We start from the raw sequence: 18,432 nt of genomic DNA on the forward strand, positions 1-18,432 counted from the left end.
GGGCAGGCCGCCCGCCCGGCCCCGCCGCGTCGACATTGCCGCGGACGGCCTGCCCGGGCCGCGGCGTGACGACCCCGGCGGGCGACCCGGGTGTCAGGCGGCGTAGCCGGGGGACATGGCCGCCGCCAGGCGCAGGTGGGCGGCGGCGCGCCGGGCGTCGCCCTGCCGCTGGAGGGTCCGCCCCAGCAGGAGGTGCACGTACGAGTCGTCCGGCGCCGCCGCCGCGAGCGGCTCCAGGATCGCCAGAGCCCGGCTGAGCCGGGCGGAGTGGAAGTATGCCCGGGCGGCGAGCAGCCGGGTGCCGCGATCGTCGCCGTGGGCGTCGAGCAGGGGCCGGAGCAGGGTCAGGGCGCCGAGGGGGTCGCCGAGATCCAGCAGCGCCTCGGCGTGCCGGAGGCGCTCGATCTCCTCGGGGAGTTGCCGCGGGCTGCGCCGGGCGGCTTCGGTCAGGAAGCCGCGGATGACCTCCGGGGGCTGGGCGCCCCGCAGTGCCGCGCCGTTCACGACGAACGTCGGGGAGGTCGCCACCCCCGCGGCCCGGCCCCGCAGCACCAACTCCCGGACGGTCGCGTCGGCGCCGCCGTCGGCCAGCAGCCCACCTCCCGCCGGGAAGCCCGCCCGGCGGGACACCTCGTCCAGCACGCCGGGCAGGCTGATGTCCAGGGCGTCGACGAAGTGTGCCCGCATGACCTCCTCGGCCACCGCGTCCTGCAGGCGCGCGCCGCCGGCCTCGTGGGCGAGGGCGAGGAGGCGGTGGGCGTCGTGGCTGCTGGCCCGCCAGCCGGCGCCCCAGCGCGGGCCGAGGCCCTCGGCGAGCGCGATGCGGGAGACGCGTTCCCGGTTCTCGTCGGGCGTGAGGTCCGGCGCGCACCCCCGCAGGGCGGCGTCCACCATCGGGTCCCGCAGCACATCCGCCAGGGGTTCGCCGGGCGCGGGGGCGGACGGGTCGATCCGGTACGGCCGCCAGACGACCTCGACCGGGTCACCCTCCCAGGACGCCAGCGCCCGCTCCAGCCGCCGCTTGCCGATGTACGCCCACGGGCAGACGACGTCCGCCCAGATCTCGATCCGCATGCCCGGCAGGTTACCCGACACCTGTCGCATAAACCACGGGTGTCGTATAGTGGCGGGGTGAACTCCTCCGACCCCCGCGTCCGGCGCACCCGGGCCAGGCTGCGGGCGGCCGTCCTCGACCTGGCGGCCGAGCGGGAGCTGGGCGACATCACGATCGCCGAGGTGGCCAAGCGGGCCGGGGTGAACCGCGCGACGACCTACCTCCACTTCCCCGACCTGGACGCGCTCGTCGCGGACGCGATGGAGGAGGCGGTGGCCCAGGTGGCGCGCGCCGCGGCGCTCTGCCCGCTGGACGCCCCGCGCGACGAGCCGCCGCAGCCGCTCCGCGACCTCTTCGACACCGTCGCCGCCAACGCCGTCCTCTACCGTCGGATGCTGTCCCCGCACGGCAGCGCCCGCTTCGCGGCGGGCCTGCGGGACCGGCTCGCCGCCGAACTGCGGCGGAGCCTGGAGGGCCGGGTCCGTCCCCGGGGGACGGACGACGTGCCGGTGGACGTCCACGCCGCCTACCTCGCCGGCGCCCTGACCGGCGTCATCGCCACCTGGACGGCGGCGGGGGCGCCGGCCGGCGCGGCCGACACGGCGCTCGCGACGTGGCGGTTGCTCCGTGGCTGATCCGGTCCACGTTCCGGCACGAACGTCACCAGGGAGGTTGTCGTGGTCGGCAGGCCGGCGGTAGGCGGGGGCCGGTGGGTCGAGGTGGCTCCGGGGCGGGTCGCCCGCTGGGTCGCCGGGTTCGCCGACCGGCACGGCCCGCCCACCACCACCGCGCAGGCGTACGGCCTGCTGCTCGCCGCCCCGGACGGCGCGAGCGCCGAGCTGCACACCCCGCCCGGCGCGCGGGCCGCCTCGGACGTGCCCGGTTTCGTGGCCGCCGCGGTCACGCCCCGCCGGATCGGCCTGCTGCTGGCCCGCAAAGGCGCGGTCGCCGTCGGCGTGGCGGCGGGGGAGGAGCTCGCGGTCTCCAAGGTGGACACCCGGTACGTGCAGGGCCGCACCGCCGCCGGCGGCTGGTCCCAGCAGCGCTTCGCCCGACGCCGCGACAACCAGGCGAAGGCGGCGCTGGGCGACGCCGCCGACCTGGCCGTACGCCTGCTGCTGCCGGCGGCGCCGTCGCTGAGCGCGCTGGTCTGCGGCGGCGACCGGCGTGCGGTGGACACCGTCCTCGCCGACCGGCGGCTCGCCCCGCTCGCCGCCATCCGCGCCGAGCGCCTGCTCGACGTCCCCGAGCCCCGACACGCGGTGCTGGTCGCCGCCGTCGCCGGCGCCCGGGCCGTTCGGATCCTGGTGCGCGAGCCCGCGCCGTCCTGATCCGGGGCCAGGGCGACTCCGGCCCGGCGTGACGCCGCTCGGGGCCGGCCGACCGGACGGCGGTCGCACTAGGCTGGGCGGGAGGGTGGGGAAGGAGCCGGGATGGCGGAGACGGCTGCGGCCGACGTCGTCGTGGTCGGTGCCGAGAGCGCCTCCGACGAGGACCTGGTGGTGGAGAGCCTGGGCGACCGGATCAGGCGGCTGCGCGTGGCCCAGGGCCTGACCCAGCAGCAGGTGGTCGGCTCCCGCTACACCCGCGCGTTCCTCGGCGCGGTGGAGTCGGGCGCGCGGATGCCCAGCCCCGAGGCGCTGGCATACTTCGCGGACCGGCTCGGGCTGCCGGTGGACGACCTGCGGTACGGCCGACCGGCCAACGCCGCCGCCCGGCTCGCGGCCGAGCACGCGGCGGCCAGGCGGGCCCTCTCCGCCGGCCGGCTGGACGCCGCCGAGCGGGCGCTGACCGCGGTACGCCGCCGGGCGGAGCACTACCGACTGTCCGAACTGGCCGGCTGGGCCGGGTACCACCTGGCGGAGGCGCAACTGCACCGGGGGCTGACGGAGGACGCCGCCGCCCGCTACGACGAGCTGGCGAAGGCGCTGCCCGACGGGTGCCCCGCGCTGCGCGCGGCGGTGCTGGCCCGGCAGGCGTACTGCCTGCTGGTCACCGGGGACGCCCCGCGGGCGGTGGCGATGCTGGAGGCCGGCCTGCGGGACCTGCGGGCGGCGCCGCCGGCGGACGCCGACGCCGAGCTGCGGTTGACCAACGCGTTGATGTACACGTTCCTCGAGCTGAGCTGGCGGGAGCGGGCCCGGCGGCTGGAGCGGGAGGTGACGCCCCTGCTCGGCCGGGTGGGCAACCGGGAGTGGGTGGCGCAGTTCCACGCCGTGGCCGGGCAGTTGCGCCGCGACGGCGAGCTGGCCGAGGCGGACCGGCACCTGCGCGAGGCCACCCGGGGCTACGCCGAGCTGGGGCTGACCCGCGAGATCGCGCTGTGCCGCTGGGCCCGTGGCTACGTGCTGCTGCGGGCCGGGCGGCCGGGGGAGGCGGGAACGGAACTGCGGTCCGCCCGGGAGATGCTGGGCGCCGTCGGCGCGGTGCTCGACCACGCCGGGGCGACGCTGGAGCTGGCCGAGGCGCGCCGGCGGGAGGGTGCCCTCGACGAGGCGGGCGAGCTGGCCGAGGAGGCCGCCCGGACGGTTGCCGCCTGCGACCACCGTGAGCTGATGGCCGAGGCCGACCGGGTACGCGGGCTGGTGCGGGCCGCCCAGGGCGACGACGACCAGGCGCGGCGGCTGCTGCTGCGCGCGGTCGACCGGTACGAGCGGGCCGGCCTGATGGGGGACGTGGTGATCACCTGCCGCCACCTCGCCGAGCTGCTGCTGGGCCGGTCGGAGCGGGACGCGGCCGCGGCGGTGCTGCGCCGGGGCCTGCGCGCGGCGGAGCGCCTGTCGTGACCCGGTCGGAGCCCGCTACGCCGGAGCGCGGGTCCGTGACCGGGCCGGAGCCGGCCGTCGCGGAGCGCGTGTCGGTGACCGGGCCGCCGGAGCCCGTCGTCGCAGGTGGGGCGCCGGGCGGGCTGGGCGTGCGCCTCCAGCGGTTGCGGGCGGAGCGGGGCCTGACCCAGCGCGCCCTTGCCGAGCCCCGGTACACCGCGGCCTATGTCTCCGCCGTCGAGGGCGGACGCCGGGTGCCCTCCGCCGACGCCGTCGCCCATTTCGCCGAGCGGCTCGGCGTCACCCCCGCGGACCTGACCACCGGCCGCTCTCCGGCCGAGGCGGTGCGCCTGTGCCTCCGGCTGGTCGATGCGGACCTGGCCGGGGCGGCGGGCGGGACGAGCGCCCTCCTCCGGGAGGTGGCCGTGGCCGCCGTCGACCTGGCCGAGCCGGTGCTGGCCGCCCGGGCCCGGCTCGGTCTGGCCGGTGCCGCGCTGCGCCGGGGCGATCTCGACGCCGCGTCAGTCGAGGTGGACCGGGCCGAGGAGCTGCTGGCAGGGGCGCCGCCGCACGTTCGTGCGGAGGTGGTGGCCGGCCGCGCGGCGGTGGCGTGCCAAGCCGGTGATCCCCGGTACGCCCGCTACCTGCTCACTGAGGCACGGGACGCCCTGACCCGGGAGGGCTATCCGGACCCATCGGCCCTGCTGGCCCTCCACGCCGAGCTGGTGCTCTGCCACGTGGCACTCGGCGACGGGGACGCGGCGGCGGAGGACGCCGCGCGGGCCCTGGCCCTGGCGGTGCTGCCCGCGCCGGCCCGGGTGGCGGAGCTGCACCTGGCCGTCGCGCGCTCGCTGCTCGCCTCGGGACGGGCGGCGGAGGCTGAAGTCGCCACGGAGCAGGCCCGCCAGGCGGCCCGGCAGGTCGCCATGCGGGTGCAGTTGGCGTGCTGCCACCGGGCCCGGGGACAGGGGCGCCGGGCGACCGGCGACCTGGCCGGCGCCCTCGCCGACCTGGCGGACGCGCACACGGCGCTGGCCGACGCCGGGCAGCGGGCCCTGGCCGGGGACGTCGGGGTGGAGCTGGCCGAGGTCCACCACGCCCTGGGACAGCCCGAGCGCGCCGAGGCGCTGCTGCGGGACGCCGACCCGGACGGCGACGCGGTGGTGGCGGCCCGCGCCGAGCGGGTGCGTGGGCTGTTGCGGGCCGACGTCGGGGACCGGGCCGGCGCCGAGCGGCACCTGCGGGCGGCGATCGCCGGCTACCGGTCGGCCGGGCGGCGCCGGGAGCTGGCCGCGCTGGTTCTCCTGCTGGCGGACCGGCTGGACGGGTGGGATCGGCCCGGGGACGCGCTCGACCTGCTCCGCGACGGGCTGCACCAGGTGGAGCAGCTCGGCGAACGGGTCTCGGCGCTCCGCGGCTCGGCCTGATTCGGCCGGCCCCGCAACGGCCGTCGCGCGGCCGGCCCGTGCCCGCCTGATGCGGATGCCGCCCCGCCCGAAGTGCCCCGGCCGTGGATGCCGCCCCGCCCGGACCGCTGTAGCCCCGGCGCGTCCGGCCCGCGCCCGGACCGCTGTGGATCCTGGGGTGACCGGTCGCCCGCCCCCGACCCACGACAGGACGGGCGACCGGTCCGTTTCACGGTCCCGCGTCAGTCCCTGGCCCAGAGCGCCGGCGTGTGCGGCGGCTCCCAGCCGGGCTGGGCGGTGTGCGCCTGGAGACACCGGTATCCCAGGCCGCCGTACGTCACCCGGGCGCCGGCCGGGTACGCGGTGCCGGGTGCCCAGGTGCCGCCGGGCGCGGTGCCGGTCGGGGTGGGGGTGGGACCGGAGGTGACGTTCAGGACGAAGTCGAAGCTGGCCTCCCGGCCGCCGTCCACCGCACGCACCGCCATGAGCAGGGCGGGGTCGAAGATCGGGTCGGTGTTGTTCCGCGGTTCGCCGGGGAAGTACAGCTGGGTGGTGAGCACCGGCCGGCTGGGCGCCTGCGCCTTGACGTGGATGTGCCGCGTCCGTCCGGGATAGAGGCCCGGCACGATCGTGGTGAGCCGGTACGCGCCCGCGGCGTCGGTGAACTGGTGGCCGCGCAGCCGGTAGCCGGTGTTGTCGTAGGCGCCGTTGGCGTCCGCCTGCCAGAAGTCCAGCAGCACGCCGGGGACCGGCCGGCAGTCCAGCCCGAAGACGTGGCCGGTGACGGTGAGCCGGGTGCCGACCACGCCGGCCTCGACAAGGGACGTGCGCCGCGGCGAGTTCGGCTTGAAGTAGGGGCCCTCCATCTGCTCCGGCGTCGGGTCGTCGCCGTCGTCGCAGTACGGGGTGAGGGGTGGTGGCGACGCGGTCGCCTCCGTGCCCACGCCCTGCGCGGCGCCGGCGACCAGGAACGGAGCGGGCAGAGCCAGCGCCGCCACCTTCAGCACGCTCTTGCGTGTCACGCCGCTGCGGCGACCGGGCTCGCCGGGCTCCTGCGCGTCGTTTGGTGCACCGTTCATGAGCGCTCCTCCTCGTGGGGCAACGGAATTCCCGGCCCGGCCGGGCCGGGGGCCCGCGACGCCGGGTCAGCCGGCGCGGCCGGCGATCCGACGCTATTGACCGACGTCAGTGCGCGTCGATGTGTCGCAGGTCGCGGTCGTGGTGTTTTCCGCCGTCCCGTCGGAACGCGCCGGGGGAGTCGCCGACCTCGCGGCGGAAGAACCGGCAGAAGTAGGCGGGGTCGGCGAAGCCGAGCCGGCCGGCGATGGCGGCCACCGTCAGGTCGGTCCCGGTCAGCAGGCGTTTCGCCTCCAGCACCCGGGCCCGGCGGATCAGCCGGGCGGGGGTGGTCCCGGTGGCCAGCGGCACCGCGGCGTTGAGGTGGCGCACCGACACGCCGATGCGGCGGGCGTACGTGCGGGGCGGCTCGCCGACGAGATCCGGCTCGGCGAGCAGCTCCTCGAAGCGGCGGGCGATGGCGGCGGCCCGGCGGTTGCGGGTGGAGGCCTCGGGCGGCGGGTCGGTGGCCGGCCGCGTGGGGCGGGCCCGGAGTACCTCGGTGAGCAGGAGGTGCAGGTAGGCCCGGAGGGTGTTGTCGCGGCCCGGCGCGGCCCGGCGGTGTTCGGCGGTCGTCCAGCGGAGCAGGGTGACGACCCTCCTTGCCTGGGTGGCGTCGCGGGGGCGCCAGGAGCGGTGGGTCGAGCGGTGCAGCGCGTCGCGGGCCGCCGGCACGGTGAGCAGGAACTCGGCGGCGCAGAGCAGCACGTGCCCGCGCAGGTCGCGCTGGTCCTGCCAGTGGTGCACCTGGCCCGGCGTGATCACGAACAGGTGCGGCGGCCGGACGGGGTGGGCGTCGAGGTCGATGACGTGCGACGCCCGGCCGTGGGTGACGTACACCAGCTCGTAGAAGGTGTGCCGGTGCGGGAAGTCGGCGCGGGACAGCGGGCCGATCTCGTCGAAGGTGCCGACGGCGAACGGCACGCCGTCCGGGGCGGGCGCGACGGGGACACGGGCAACTCCCTGCGCTGACGCGAGACGGAGTCAGATCGACTGTCGCCTCTATTGACGGCATCGGATGCCTAACCTACGGTAATGGCAACAGAGTTAACAACAAATGTTGTCTCTCTAGTAGCGCACCGGCCAGTGGCTCGCCGCGCGGCACTTCGTGCCTGCTCACACCCGGTCGCTTCGCCCCTCCACACTGTCCTGACTGCGAGGAGAACCCCATGCTCCGCCGAACAGCCACCGTGACGGCGACTACCCTGAGTGCCGCTGCTCTGGTGCTGACCGTTGCCCTGGCCGCCCACGCCGGCACCGAGCCCACCGCCGCGTCCGCCGCCCCGGTCGCCGCCCCCGACGGCGTCGCCCCCGAGATGTTCGCCGCCCTGCAGCGGGACCTGCGGCTGACCCCGGCCCAGGCCCGCGCCCGTCTCGACGTCGACGACCGGGCCAGCCGGGTCCAGCGGGTGCTGCGCACCACCCTCGGCGCCCGCTACGGCGGCACCTGGGTCGTGGAGCGGGGCGACGCCGTAGCGGTCGGCGTCACCAGCGCCGCCGACGCCGCCTCGGTCCGCAACCTCGGCGCGCTCCCGGTTGCGGTGACATACCCCGAGCGTGCCCTGGACGCGGCTGTCGACCGGCTGAACCGCGGGGCCGCCGCCGCGCCGGCCGCGGTGGTCGGCTGGTACGCCGACCTGCCCGGCAACGCCGTCGTGGTCCTCGCCCGCGACGGCGGCGCGTCCGCCGCCCGCTCCTTCGCGACCGCCGCCGGGGTGCCGGCCGGCGTGCTGCGCGTCCGCGCCAGCACGGAGGACCCGAGGCCGTACGCGGACGTGATCGGCGGCAACGCCTACTACACCGGCAGCAGCCGCTGCTCGATCGGGTTCTCGGTCAACGGGGGCTTCGTCACCGCCGGCCACTGCGGCCGGGCCGGTGCCCGCACCTCGCAACCGGGCGGCACGGTGCGCGGCTCCACCTTCCCCGGCCGCGACTACGCGTGGGTGCAGGTGGACGCCGGGAACACCCCACGCGGGCTGGTGAACGACTACCGGGGCGGGACCGTGGCCGTGGCCGGCAGCGCCGAGGCGGCGGTGGGCGCGGCGGTCTGCCGGTCCGGCTCCACCACCGGCTGGCGCTGCGGCACCATCCAGCAGAAGAACGCCTCGGTGACCTACCCCGAGGGCACGGTGAGCGGGCTGACCCGCAGCAACGCCTGCGCCGAGCCCGGCGACTCCGGCGGCTCCTGGATCTCCGGAGACCAGGCCCAGGGGGTCACCTCGGGCGGCTCCGGCAACTGCAGCACCGGCGGCACGATGTACTTCCAGCCCGTCAACCCGATCCTGGCGGCGTACGGGCTGACGCTGGTCACCGCCGCGGGCCCCGGCCCGACCCCCACGCCCACCTCGACCGGCAACCCGCCGGGCGGCACGACCTGGCAGGTCGGCGCCGTGTACGCCACCGGCGCGACGGTCGACTACGCCGGGGTTTCCTACCGCTGCCTGCAGGGGCACACCGCACAGCCCGGCTGGGAGCCGCCGAACGTGCCGGCGCTCTGGCAGCGGGTCTGACCACCGCCTGCGCCGCAACGCGTACGGGCCCGGTCGCCGTGGCGACCGGGCCCGTACGCGCGTCCGTCCGGACGGGCGGTCAGCCCGCCCGTCCCGCTGCCGTCACAGCGCCCCGCCGAAGGTGTCGCAGGACTTCGGGTCGCCGGTCTCGTAGCCCCGGGTGAACCACTGCCGGCGCTGCTCGGAGGAGCCGTGGGTGAACTCCTCCGGGTTCACCGGCCGGTTCGCCCGCTCGGAGATGGCGTCGTCGCCGATCTTCTCGGCGGTGTCGATGGCCTGCCGGATGTCCTGCTCGGTGATGCTGGTGAAGATCTTCTGGCCGCTCTCGTCGGCGGTGCCGGTGGCGTTCTTCGCCCAGGCGCCGGCGTAGCAGTCGGCCTGGAGCTCGAGCTTCACCGAGAGCGCGTTGGCGCTGTCCGGGTCGCGCTGCTGCTGGCGGCGCATCTGGGCCTCGGTGCCGAGCAGGTCCTGCACGTGGTGGCCGTACTCGTGGGCCAGCACGTACGGCTGGGCGAACTCGCCCTCCGCGCCGAGCTGCTGCGCCAGCACCTGGTAGAAGGTGAGGTCGATGTAGACCAGGTCGTCGGCGGGGCAGTAGAACGGGCCGACGCCGGAGTCGGCCTGCCCGCAGGCGGTGCTGACGCCCTGGCTGAAGAACACCGTCCGCGACGGGCGGTACTGCTCGCCGAACGCCTCGGGCAGGGCCGTGCGCCAGTACGCCTGGATGGAGTTGACGTAGAGCGCGTTGCGGCAGTCGAGCTGCTTGAGCGCGTCGTCGGCCGAGCACTTCTGCTCCAGCGACGTGTTGTCGCCCTGCGGGTCCCCGCCGCCGTTGGTGGCGGCGTTCAGACCGAAGCCGCCGCCGACGAGGGCGACCAGCACGGCGATGACGAGGCCGACGATGCCGCCCCGGCCGCCGCCGATCGGGATGGGGATGCCGCCCAGCCCGCCGCCCCCGCCGGATCCTCGCCGGTCGTCCACCTGGCTGGTGTCGATCCGCGCGTTCTCGTTCAGCTCCATGTCTACCCCGATCACCGTTTCGATCCGTTTTGGTGGTTGCGGTACCGGACCGGGTCCGGACGGTGTTTCGGTACCCGATGATCTTGGCCGGTAATCCGGAGGGGCGGTCGGGCGGCGCCCGGTACACTTGCCCCCGTGCTGCTCTGCGAAGGCTGAACCGCCCCGCGCCGACGGGCCTCGTGCTCGCCGGCGCTTTCGCGTGCCCTGAGTCAGCCCTTCCAGATCCCGAGAGCGAGTCCTCCGACATGATCACTGCCACCGGCCTGGAGCTGCGCGCCGGCGCCCGGATCCTGCTGTCCGACACCACGCTGCGGGTGCAGCCGGGTGACCGGATCGGCCTGGTCGGCCGCAACGGCGCCGGCAAGACCACCACGCTCAAGGTGCTCGCCGGCGAGGGACAGCCGTACGCCGGGCAGATCGAGCGGCGCAGCGCCATCGGCTACCTCCCGCAGGACCCGCGGACCGGCGACCTGCAGGTCACCGGCCGCGACCGGGTGCTCTCCGCCCGGGGCCTGGACGTGCTGATGGCCCAGATGAAGGAGATCGAGGCCAAGCTCGCCGAGGGCGCCGACGACAAGCTGGTCCGCCGCTACGGCGCGCTGGAGGACCAGTTCGCCTCCCTGGGCGGGTACGCCGCCGAGGCCGAGGCCGCCCGCATCTGCGCCAACCTCGGGCTGCCGGACCGGGCGCTCGCCCAGACCATCGGCACCCTCTCCGGCGGTCAGCGCCGCCGCATCGAGCTGGCCCGGATCCTGTTCCGCGACGCGGGGGAGAACGGCGGCGGCATCCTGCTCCTCGACGAGCCGACCAACCACCTCGACGCCGACTCGATCACCTGGCTGCGCGGCTTCCTCGCCAACCACAAGGGCGGCCTGATCGTGATCTCCCACGACGGCTCGCTGCTGGAGTCGGTGGTGAACAAGGTCTGGTTCCTCGACGCCACCCGCTCCGTGGTCGACGTCTACAACCTCGGCTGGAAGGCGTACCTGGAGGCCCGCGAGACCGACGAGCGCCGCCGCCGCCGGGAGCGGGCCAACGCCGAGAAGAAGGCCGGCGCGCTGATGGCGCAGGCCGACAAGATGCGGGCCAAGGCCACCAAGACCGTCGCCGCGCAGAACATGGCCCGGCGGGCCGAGAAGCTCATCGCCGGCCTGGAGGAGGTCCGCGTCGCCGACAAGGTGGCGAAGGTGCGCTTCCCGAGCCCGGCGCCGTGCGGCAAGACGCCCCTCACCGCGACGGGCCTGTCCAAGTCGTACGGCTCGCTGGAGATCTTCACCGACGTCAACGTGGCGGTGGACCGGGGCTCCCGGGTGGCCATCCTCGGCCTCAACGGCGCCGGCAAGACCACCCTGCTGCGGATGCTCGGCGGCCTGCTGGAGCCGGACACGGGCGAGGTGCACGCCGGGCACGGCCTGCGGCTGGGCTACTACGCGCAGGAGCACGAGACGCTCGACGTGGAGCGGACGGTGCTGGAGCACATGCGCAGCGCCGCCATCGAGCAGACCGACACCGAGCTGCGCAAGATCCTCGGCGCGTTCCTGTTCTCCGGCGACGACGTGGACAAGCCGGCCGGGGTGCTCTCCGGCGGCGAGAAGACCCGGCTGGCCCTGGCCACCCTGGTCTGCTCCGGGGCGAACGTGCTGCTGCTGGACGAGCCGACGAACAACCTCGACCCGGTCAGCCGGGAGCAGGTGCTCGACGCCATCGCCCGCTACCCGGGCGCGATCGTGCTGGTCACCCACGACCCCGGCGCGGTCATGGCGCTGAAGCCCGACCGCGCCATCCTGCTCCCCGACGGCGACGAGGACGCCTGGAGCGACGACCTGCTCGAACTCGTCGAACTCGCCTGACCGGGGCGCCGCGCTCAGCGCACCAGGGCGAGCAGGTGGGTCAGGACGCCGGAGGTGGCCAGGATGACCAGGCCGATGGCGACGAAGATGGCCGGGACGAGCCAGTGGCCGGCGCGCTCGACCAGCCGGGTCACCCGGGGGTGGCCGCCGAGCCAGGCGCCGGCCGCGCACCAGAGCGCGATGAGCACCACGAAGACCAGCAGGAAGGCCGCGCTGTCGGCGGGGCCGAGGGCGCGGAACACCGGCACGTAGACGGCGACGTTGTCGGCGCCGTTGGCGATCGTCACCCCGGCCACGCCGAGGGCGGAGCCCACCACCGCCGGGCCCTCGTCGGCGTCGCGGTCGAGCAGCGCGCGGACGCCGAGGGCGATCGGCAGCAGACCGAGCAGCCCGGTCCACGGATCGGGCACCACCAGCAGCCCGGCGGCGGCCACCGCGCTGGCCAGCGCGAGCGCGCCGATGCCCAGGTACTGCCCGGCCACGATCTGCCAGGGCCGGGGACGCCCGGTGGTCCGGGCGGCGACGAAGAACAGCGTCAGGATGACGATGTCGTCGATGTCGGTGGCGGCGAAGACCACCGCCGCGCCGGCGGCGGTGCCGAGGAGGTCGATCACCCGAGCAGGGTACGGAGCGCCCGCCGCCGCCGTCCGGGCGCCTGCGGGGGGACCCGGATCGCGTCGGAAGTGTCACTCTTCCGGGAAGGTGACAACGCATAGCGTGTCGGTTGGCGAAGAGTTGATATCTGGCGCATGATCGTTCGAGGCGGTCTAATAGGTGGGACCGTATCCGAACCGCACAGTCTGGGACGTGAGGACACAGCATGGCAGCCACTGGCACAGCCACCAGCACTGAGAAGGGTCGCCGGATCGTCGGAGCCGAGCGTCAGACGCTCGCCAAGGACCTGGTCAAGCGGTACACCTCGGGTGAGAGCATCCGCGCGCTCGCGGCCTCGACCGGCCGTTCCTACGGGTTCATCCACCGGGTGCTCACCGAGTCCGGGGTTCAGCTGCGGCAGCGTGGTGGCGCCCGGCGCCGCAAGAAGGCGTGATCCGCCCACCAGCGTCGTCCACCAGCGCCGCGCCCCGGGTCGCCCGGTGACCGCCGAGGCGACCGGGGTTCGGCTGGAATGTGACGGGCCGGTCGCGACGGTCACGCTGTGCCGGCCCGACGTGCTCAACGCGCAGACCCCGGCGATGTGGCAGGCGATGAGCGACTTCGCCAAGGATCTCCCCGGCGACGTGCGCGTCGTGGTCGTCCGCGGCGAGGGCCGGGCGTTCTCCGCCGGCCTCGACCTGACGGTGGCCGGGGCGTCCGGGCCGGGCTCGTTCGCCGAGCTCGCCACCCTGCCGGAGCAGGAGTGCGCGGACCGGATCGCGGAGCTCCAGGGGGGCTTCACCTGGCTGCACCGGCCGGACATCGTCTCCGTCGCCGCCGTGCAGGGCCACGCGATCGGCGCCGGCTTCCAGCTGGCGCTCGCCTGCGACCTGCGGGTGCTCGCCGAGGACGCGAAGTTCTCGATGGCCGAGGTGACGCTCGGCCTGGTGCCGGATCTCGCCGGCACCAGGCGCCTGGTCGACCTGGTCGGCTACTCTCGCGCGCTGGAGATCTGCGCCACCGGCCGGCGCCTGGACGCCGCCGAGGCGGACCGGATCGGCCTGGCCACCCTGGTCGTGCCGAACGCCGAGCTGGACGCCGCCGTGCGCGACCTGACCGCCGCTCTGCTGGCCAACAACCGGGACGCGGTGGTGGAGATCAAGGCGCTGCTGGCCGGCGCCGCCGGCCGGTCCGCCGCCGAGCAGCAGCGGGCCGAGCGCGAGGCGCAGACCCGTCGGCTGCGCGATCTCGCCGGGCGGGGAGAATAGTAAGGACCGTTCGGGAAGATCCGGGTTACGACCGAGGTTGTCAGAGTCGTCGGGAGAATTGACCTGACGGTGCGGTCGACCCGACGACCCGGAGGTGAACGTGTCCAACCCGATGTCCGGCGGCGGCATGGCCGGTTGGAGCATGCTCCGGTCGATGCGCAGCCGCGACGAGATCTCCACCCACCGGCTCAAGCGTGGCGTGGCCCGCCGGATCGTGGCCTTCGCCCAGCCCTACCGCCGGGACATCGTCGTGTTCCTCGTGACCGTGGTGCTGGCCGCGATCATCGGCGTGGCCACCCCGGTGCTCGCCGGCGACGTGATCGACGCGATCAACCGGGGCGGCTCGGCCGCCGGCGACCTGGTGGTCCGGCTGGCCCTGGTCATCGCCGCGCTCGCGGTGGCCGACGCGCTGCTCTCCCTCGCCCAGCGTTGGTACTCGGCCCGCATCGGCGAGGGCATCATCCTCGACCTGCGCACCCGGGTCTACGACCACGTCCAGCGGATGCCGCTGCAGTTCTTCACCCGCACCCAGACCGGCGCGCTGGTCAGCCGGCTCAACAACGACGTGCTCGGCGCCCAGCGGGCGTTCACCTCGACGCTCTCCGGCGTGGTCAGCAACGTCATCCAGCTGGTGCTCACCGCCGCCGTGATGTTCACCCTGTCGTGGCAGATCACGGCGCTGTCGCTGGTGCTGCTGCCGGTGTTCATCATCCCGGCCCGCCGGGTCGGCAAGCGGCTCGCCGAGATCACCCGGGAGTCCTACAACCTCGACGCGAAGATGAACGCGACGATGACCGAGCGCTTCGGCGTCTCGGGGGCGCTGCTGGTGAAGCTCTTCGGCCGGCCCGAGGTGGAGGCGCGGCGGTTCGCCGGGCGGGCCGAGCGGGTCCGCGACATCGGCATCCAGTCCGCGATGTACTCGCGGACGTTCTTCGTGGCCATGCTGCTGGTCGCCTCGCTGGCCCAGGCGCTCACCTACGGCCTCGGCGGCTGGCTCGCGGTCACCGGCAACGTCAGCGCCGGCACCGTGGTGACCCTGGCGCTGCTGCTCACCCGCCTCTACGGCCCGCTGACCGCGCTCTCCAACGTCCGGGTCGACGTGATGAGCGCGCTGGTCTCCTTCGACCGGGTCTTCGAGGTGCTCGACCTGAAGCCCACCATCGAGGAGAAGCCCGACGCGGTCCCGGTGCCCAAGGGCAGCGGTCGTGTCGAGTTCCGCGAGGTGCGGTTCCGCTATCCCAGCGCCGCCGAGATCTCGCTGGCCTCGCTGGAGGAGGTCGCCGCGCTGGACCGCACGGTCAACGAGCCGGTGCTCAAGGGCGTCTCGTTCGCCGTCGAGCCGGGGCAGATGGTGGCGCTCGTCGGGCCCTCCGGCGCCGGCAAGTCGACGCTGTCCATGCTGATCTCCCGCATCTACGACGTCACAGACGGGCAGGTGCTGGTCGGCGGGGTCGACGTCCGCGACGCCACCCTCGACTCGCTGCGCGACGAGATCGGCGTCGTCACCCAGGATTCGCACCTGTTCCACGAGACCATCGCGGAGAACCTGCGCTACGCCAAGCCGGACGCCACCGACGACGAGATCTGGGCGGCCCTGGCCGGCGCGCAGGTCGCCGACCTCGTGCGGTCCCTGCCCGACGGCCTGGAGACCACGGTCGGCGAGCGCGGCTACCGCTTCTCCGGTGGCGAGAAGCAGCGCATCGCCATCGCCCGGCTGCTGCTCAAGGCCCCGTCGATCGTGATCCTCGACGAGGCGACCGCGCACCTCGACTCCGAGAGCGAGGCGGCGGTGCAGCGGGCGCTGTCCGTGGCGCTGACCGGGCGTACCGCGCTGGTGATCGCGCACCGGCTCTCCACGGTCCGCGACGCCGACCAGATCCTGGTCCTCGACGACGGGCGGATCGTCGAGCGGGGCCGGCACGAGGAGCTGGTCGCCGTGGGCGGGCTCTACGCCGAGCTCTACCGCACCCAGTTCGCGGTCGCCGACTCGCCCACCCCGTACGCCGACGCGACCGGCCCCGAGCCGGTGAGCCTGCCGCTGCGGCCCTACCTCGCCGACGAGGCCATGCCCCCCGCCGCGGCCAACTGACGGCTCACCCGGTGGCGGCGACCGCCGCCCGCAACTCGGCGAACGCGGCGCCGAGGGTCTCGGGGGTGAAGTGCGCGTTCAGGCCGCTGGGGTTGGGCAGCACCCAGCGCCGGGCGCCGGCCAACGGCTCCGGCTGCGGGCCGAACGCCGCCTTCGGGCGGGCGAACCCGATCCGGTAGGCGGTAACCCCGACCACGGCGACCCACCGGGGGCGGTACCGCTCGACCTTGCCGGCGAGGATCTTGGCCCCCTCGACCAGCTCGGCCGCGGTCAGTTCGTCGGCCCGGGCGCTGGCCCGCGCGACCATGTTGGTGATGCCCAGGCCGAGGCCGGGCAGCTCGCCCTGCTCGCTCGGGTGCAGCAGCCGCGGCGTGAACCCGCCCCGGTGCAGCGCCGGCCAGAACCGGTTGCCGGGCCGCGCGAAGTGCCACCCGGTCGCGGCCGACCACAGGCCCGGGTTGATCCCGACGAAGAGCACGTCCAACCCGGGCGCGATGACGTCGGGGATGGTGCGCTCCGCCGCCGCGGCGAGTTCCTCCCGGGTGGGCCGAGGAGAGCGCCGCGCGGCGTCCCCGGTGCCGGGCGCCGGCCGGGGCCGGCCACCCCGCCCGGTGCCTCCGGCCCCGGCCGGCGCGCCGGGGGACGTGGCCACTACAGGCTCCGCAACGCGCCGCCGTCGACCGGCACGGTGACCCCGGTGAGGTAGCTCGCGGCGGGGGAGAGCACGAACGCGGCCACCCGGCCGAACTCGGCCGGCGCGCCGATGCGGCGCAGCGGGATGCCCGCCTCGGCCTCCGCGCGGGCCCGCTCCGGGTCGCCCGTGGCGGCGAAGAGCTCGACGTTGCGGTCCGTCAGGATCCGCCCCGGCAGCAAGCCGACGACCCGTACGCCCCGGGGTCCGTACTCGTCGGCGACGTCCTTGGCCATCCCGGCCAGGCCGGGCCGCAGGCCGTTGGAGATGCCCAGTCCGGGCACCGGCGAACGCGCCGAGGTCGACAGGACCAGCCCGATCGCGCCGCCGTCGCCCTCGCCCAGGACGGCGGCGACCGTACGCACCGCGCGGACGGTGCCGAGGAAGACCGTTTCGAAGGAGCGGCGCCACTGCTCGTCGGTGGCCGACGCGGCGCTGCCCGGCGGCGGCCCGCCCACCGACACCAGCGCCCCGTCGAGGCGCCCGAAGTGTTCGCGGGCCGTCGCCACCAGGCGCCCCGGCGTCGCCGGGTCGGCCAGGTCGGCGGTCACCCCGACGGCCCGCTCCGGCCCTCCCAGGCGCTGCGCGGCGGCGGCCACCGCGCCGGCGTCCCGGGCGGAGAGCACCACGCGGGCGCCGTCGGCGACGAGGCACTCCGCGGTCGCGTAGCCCAGGCCGCGGGAGGCGCCGGTCAGCACGTACACCCGATCGGTCAGTCCGAGATCCATGCCGACGATCCTGCCGCACCCGGCCGGATCCGCCAGCCGGGGGCGGCGGGTCGGTTCAGCGGCGGGCGGGACGCAGCAGGCGTACCCGGCCGGCGACCTGGACCGCGACGGCGCCGCCGGCGCGTCCCCACCCCGGCAGGCGGCGTGGCCGCGGCGGCCCGTGGCCGTCGTAGCGGTCGGTCGCCTCCCGCGCGGCCAGCTCCTCGGCACCCAGCGGGGGCAGCGCCCCCCGGTCGCGCAGGTCGCGCGCCAGGTCCCAGCCGTCGCGCAGCGAGCCGCCGGTCGGCCGTCCCGCAGCCCACCGGGCGAAGGTCGCCGGCCAGTCCGCGCCGAGGCCGGCGGCGAGCAGCGGCCAGTGCCGCGCCACGTCCCCGGCCCGCTTGCGCAGCAGGGCGGCCCGGGCGGCGGTCAGCGCCGTCGGGTCGAAGCCGGGCGGGAGCGGCCCGCCGGCGACCAGCGCCGCCACCAGCTCCGCCTGCCGGGCGGCCAGGTCGCCGCTCACGTCACCGCCGGGAGACCGGAGGCGGCGGCGAGGGCGTCCAGTTCGGCGCGCAGCGCCGCGGCGGGCGGGTAGCGCCCGTCCCGCTCCAGCAGCAGCGCCGGCGGCCGGTGCCGGTCGCACAGCTCCCGCAGCAGGTCGAGCACCGCCGGGGGGACCGGGTCGGTGTGCGTGTCGTGGTAGAAGCCGCCGTTCTCGGCGCCGCCCGCCACGTGCAGGTAGGCGACCCGGTCCAGCGGCAGCCGGTCGAGCAGCGCGACCGGGTCGGCGCCCCGGTTGCGGGCGTTGGCGTACACGTTGGCGACGTCGAGCAGCAGGAACGCGCCGGTGCGGTCCAGGATCTCGGTCAGGAAGTCGGCCTCGTCGAGCTCGTCGTCGGGCCAGTCGAACAGGGCCGCGATCGGCTCCAGCGCGATCGGCACCGGCAGCTCGGCCCGGGCGCGGGCGACGTTGGCGCAGACCGCGTCGACCGCCTCGCGGCTGCGGGGCAGCGGCAGCAGGTGGCCCGCCTCGACGCCGCCGGCCCGGACGAACGCGATGTGCTCGCTGACCAGCGGCGCGTCCACCAGCTCCGCCACCGCGGCCAGGTGGGCGACCCGGGCCGGGTCGACGGGCTCCGCGCCGCCGAGGGAGAGCCGCACGCCGTGCGGTACGACCGTCACGCCGCGCTCGCGCAGCGCGGCGAGCCCGGCGGGCAGCGGCTCGGTCGGGGCGAGGCCCTCCGCGACCACCTCCACGAAGCGCAGCCCGGGCAGGTCGGCCACGAAACCGGAGATCTCCGGCCGCCAGCCGATGCCGACCCCGCGCGGGCCGGTCATCCCCCGCACCCGCCACCCCCGCAG

18 protein-coding genes are annotated in these 18,432 nt (G+C 75.7%); 9 read left to right on the forward strand and 9 right to left on the reverse strand.

Translation table 11 applies throughout. From position 1 onward, the window contains the following. Positions 1 to 93 precede the first annotated feature (93 nt). Entirely contained in the window at positions 94 to 1,074 is a 981-nt protein-coding gene (locus ACSNOB_RS27740) for a DsbA family protein (protein WP_436689813.1), read from the reverse strand. Between the two features lie 57 nt (positions 1,075 to 1,131). On the opposite strand from ACSNOB_RS27740, the gene ACSNOB_RS27745 reads away from it, so the two are divergent. The 4 genes from ACSNOB_RS27745 to ACSNOB_RS27760 all read left to right on the forward strand — a co-directional run bounded on the left by ACSNOB_RS27745 (position 1,132) and on the right by ACSNOB_RS27760 (position 5,246). Next, positions 1,132 to 1,689: a TetR/AcrR family transcriptional regulator gene (locus tag ACSNOB_RS27745; RefSeq protein ID WP_436689815.1), complete on the forward strand. Its 558-nt coding sequence runs from the start codon at positions 1,132 to 1,134 to the stop codon at positions 1,687 to 1,689. Positions 1,690 to 1,731: 42 nt separating this feature from the next. Beyond that, positions 1,732 to 2,385: an acVLRF1 family peptidyl-tRNA hydrolase gene (locus ACSNOB_RS27750; protein WP_436689817.1), complete on the forward strand. Its 654-nt coding sequence runs from the start codon at positions 1,732 to 1,734 to the stop codon at positions 2,383 to 2,385. Between the two features lie 102 nt (positions 2,386 to 2,487). After that, positions 2,488 to 3,840: a helix-turn-helix domain-containing protein gene (locus ACSNOB_RS27755; RefSeq protein ID WP_436689819.1), complete on the forward strand. Its 1,353-nt coding sequence runs from the start codon at positions 2,488 to 2,490 to the stop codon at positions 3,838 to 3,840. A gap of 35 nt (positions 3,841 to 3,875) precedes the next feature. Continuing rightward, complete coding sequence (locus ACSNOB_RS27760) at positions 3,876 to 5,246, forward strand: helix-turn-helix domain-containing protein (protein WP_436689821.1); 1,371 nt, start codon at positions 3,876 to 3,878, stop codon at positions 5,244 to 5,246. 221 nt (positions 5,247 to 5,467) lie between these two features. On the opposite strand, the gene ACSNOB_RS27765 is transcribed toward ACSNOB_RS27760, so the two are convergent. Both ACSNOB_RS27765 and ACSNOB_RS27770 read right to left on the reverse strand, forming a co-directional pair. Further along, a complete protein-coding gene (locus ACSNOB_RS27765) occupies positions 5,468 to 6,304 on the reverse strand; it encodes a carbohydrate-binding protein (RefSeq protein ID WP_436689823.1) in 837 nt (278 codons plus the stop codon). A 106-nt stretch (positions 6,305 to 6,410) separates the two neighbouring features. After that, a complete protein-coding gene (locus tag ACSNOB_RS27770; protein ID WP_436689825.1) occupies positions 6,411 to 7,265 on the reverse strand; it encodes a helix-turn-helix domain-containing protein in 855 nt (284 codons plus the stop codon). Positions 7,266 to 7,564: 299 nt separating this feature from the next. Between ACSNOB_RS27770 and ACSNOB_RS27775 the strand changes: the two genes are divergently transcribed. Then, on the forward strand, positions 7,565 to 8,851 hold the full coding sequence (locus ACSNOB_RS27775) for a carbohydrate-binding protein (RefSeq protein WP_436689827.1): 1,287 nt from the start codon (positions 7,565 to 7,567) through the stop codon (positions 8,849 to 8,851). Between the two features lie 102 nt (positions 8,852 to 8,953). Here ACSNOB_RS27775 and ypfJ read toward each other — a convergent pair whose 3' ends face one another. Continuing rightward, positions 8,954 to 9,871, reverse strand: a complete 918-nt coding sequence (gene ypfJ, locus ACSNOB_RS27780; protein WP_393104155.1) for a KPN_02809 family neutral zinc metallopeptidase — start codon at positions 9,869 to 9,871, stop codon at positions 8,954 to 8,956. 245 nt (positions 9,872 to 10,116) lie between these two features. On the opposite strand from ypfJ, the gene ACSNOB_RS27785 reads away from it, so the two are divergent. Then, positions 10,117 to 11,721, forward strand: a complete 1,605-nt coding sequence (locus ACSNOB_RS27785) for an ABC-F family ATP-binding cassette domain-containing protein (RefSeq protein WP_436689829.1) — start codon at positions 10,117 to 10,119, stop codon at positions 11,719 to 11,721. A 14-nt stretch (positions 11,722 to 11,735) separates the two neighbouring features. Here ACSNOB_RS27785 and ACSNOB_RS27790 read toward each other — a convergent pair whose 3' ends face one another. Beyond that, entirely contained in the window at positions 11,736 to 12,335 is a 600-nt protein-coding gene (locus ACSNOB_RS27790) for a cadmium resistance transporter (RefSeq protein ID WP_436689831.1), read from the reverse strand. A 206-nt stretch (positions 12,336 to 12,541) separates the two neighbouring features. On the opposite strand from ACSNOB_RS27790, the gene ACSNOB_RS27795 reads away from it, so the two are divergent. The 3 genes from ACSNOB_RS27795 (at position 12,542) to ACSNOB_RS27805 (ending at position 15,672) form a co-directional block, all read left to right on the forward strand. Next, the gene (locus ACSNOB_RS27795; protein ID WP_007462679.1) at positions 12,542 to 12,769 is read left to right on the forward strand and encodes a helix-turn-helix domain-containing protein; all 228 of its coding nucleotides are present in this window, start codon (positions 12,542 to 12,544) and stop codon (positions 12,767 to 12,769) included. A gap of 46 nt (positions 12,770 to 12,815) precedes the next feature. Then, entirely contained in the window at positions 12,816 to 13,583 is a 768-nt protein-coding gene (locus ACSNOB_RS27800; protein WP_436689833.1) for an enoyl-CoA hydratase/isomerase family protein, read from the forward strand. Between the two features lie 112 nt (positions 13,584 to 13,695). Then, positions 13,696 to 15,672: an ABC transporter ATP-binding protein gene (locus ACSNOB_RS27805; protein WP_436689842.1), complete on the forward strand. Its 1,977-nt coding sequence runs from the start codon at positions 13,696 to 13,698 to the stop codon at positions 15,670 to 15,672. Positions 15,673 to 15,676: 4 nt separating this feature from the next. On the opposite strand, the gene mug is transcribed toward ACSNOB_RS27805, so the two are convergent. From mug to ACSNOB_RS27825, 4 genes are read right to left on the reverse strand one after another with little or no spacing between them, the layout of a single operon-like run. Continuing rightward, on the reverse strand, positions 15,677 to 16,324 hold the full coding sequence (gene mug, locus ACSNOB_RS27810) for a G/U mismatch-specific DNA glycosylase (RefSeq protein WP_436689835.1): 648 nt from the start codon (positions 16,322 to 16,324) through the stop codon (positions 15,677 to 15,679). Continuing rightward, positions 16,324 to 17,091, reverse strand: a complete 768-nt coding sequence (locus ACSNOB_RS27815; RefSeq protein WP_436689837.1) for an SDR family oxidoreductase — start codon at positions 17,089 to 17,091, stop codon at positions 16,324 to 16,326. The genes mug and ACSNOB_RS27815 overlap by 1 nt, the downstream gene beginning before the upstream one ends. A 55-nt stretch (positions 17,092 to 17,146) precedes the next feature. Next, complete coding sequence (locus tag ACSNOB_RS27820) at positions 17,147 to 17,593, reverse strand: hypothetical protein (RefSeq protein ID WP_436689839.1); 447 nt, start codon at positions 17,591 to 17,593, stop codon at positions 17,147 to 17,149. After that, a complete protein-coding gene (locus ACSNOB_RS27825; protein ID WP_436689844.1) occupies positions 17,590 to 18,408 on the reverse strand; it encodes a DUF692 domain-containing protein in 819 nt (272 codons plus the stop codon). Before ACSNOB_RS27825 ends, ACSNOB_RS27820 begins: the two co-directional genes overlap by 4 nt. Between the last annotated feature and the right edge of the window lie 24 nt (positions 18,409 to 18,432).

The organism is Micromonospora sp. URMC 106, from assembly GCF_051386395.1.
GTDB lineage: Bacteria > Actinomycetota > Actinomycetes > Mycobacteriales > Micromonosporaceae > Micromonospora.

Bases quoted from the DNA above. Each gene is read 5' to 3' on its own strand.
- ACSNOB_RS27740 (WP_436689813.1), bottom strand. From the start codon at position 1,074: ATGCGGATCGAGATCTGGGCGGACGTCGTCTGCCCGTGGGCGTACATC.
- ACSNOB_RS27755 (WP_436689819.1), top strand. From the start codon at position 2,488: ATGGCGGAGACGGCTGCGGCCGACGTCGTCGTGGTCGGTGCCGAGAGC.
- ACSNOB_RS27765 (WP_436689823.1), bottom strand. From the start codon at position 6,304: ATGAACGGTGCACCAAACGACGCGCAGGAGCCCGGCGAGCCCGGTCGC.
- ypfJ (WP_393104155.1), bottom strand. From the start codon at position 9,871: ATGGAGCTGAACGAGAACGCGCGGATCGACACCAGCCAGGTGGACGAC.
- ACSNOB_RS27785 (WP_436689829.1), top strand. From the start codon at position 10,117: ATGATCACTGCCACCGGCCTGGAGCTGCGCGCCGGCGCCCGGATCCTG.
- ACSNOB_RS27795 (WP_007462679.1), top strand. From the start codon at position 12,542: ATGGCAGCCACTGGCACAGCCACCAGCACTGAGAAGGGTCGCCGGATC.
- ACSNOB_RS27805 (WP_436689842.1), top strand. From the start codon at position 13,696: ATGTCCGGCGGCGGCATGGCCGGTTGGAGCATGCTCCGGTCGATGCGC.
- ACSNOB_RS27815 (WP_436689837.1), bottom strand. From the start codon at position 17,091: ATGGATCTCGGACTGACCGATCGGGTGTACGTGCTGACCGGCGCCTCC.
- ACSNOB_RS27825 (WP_436689844.1), bottom strand. From the start codon at position 18,408: ATGACCGGCCCGCGCGGGGTCGGCATCGGCTGGCGGCCGGAGATCTCC.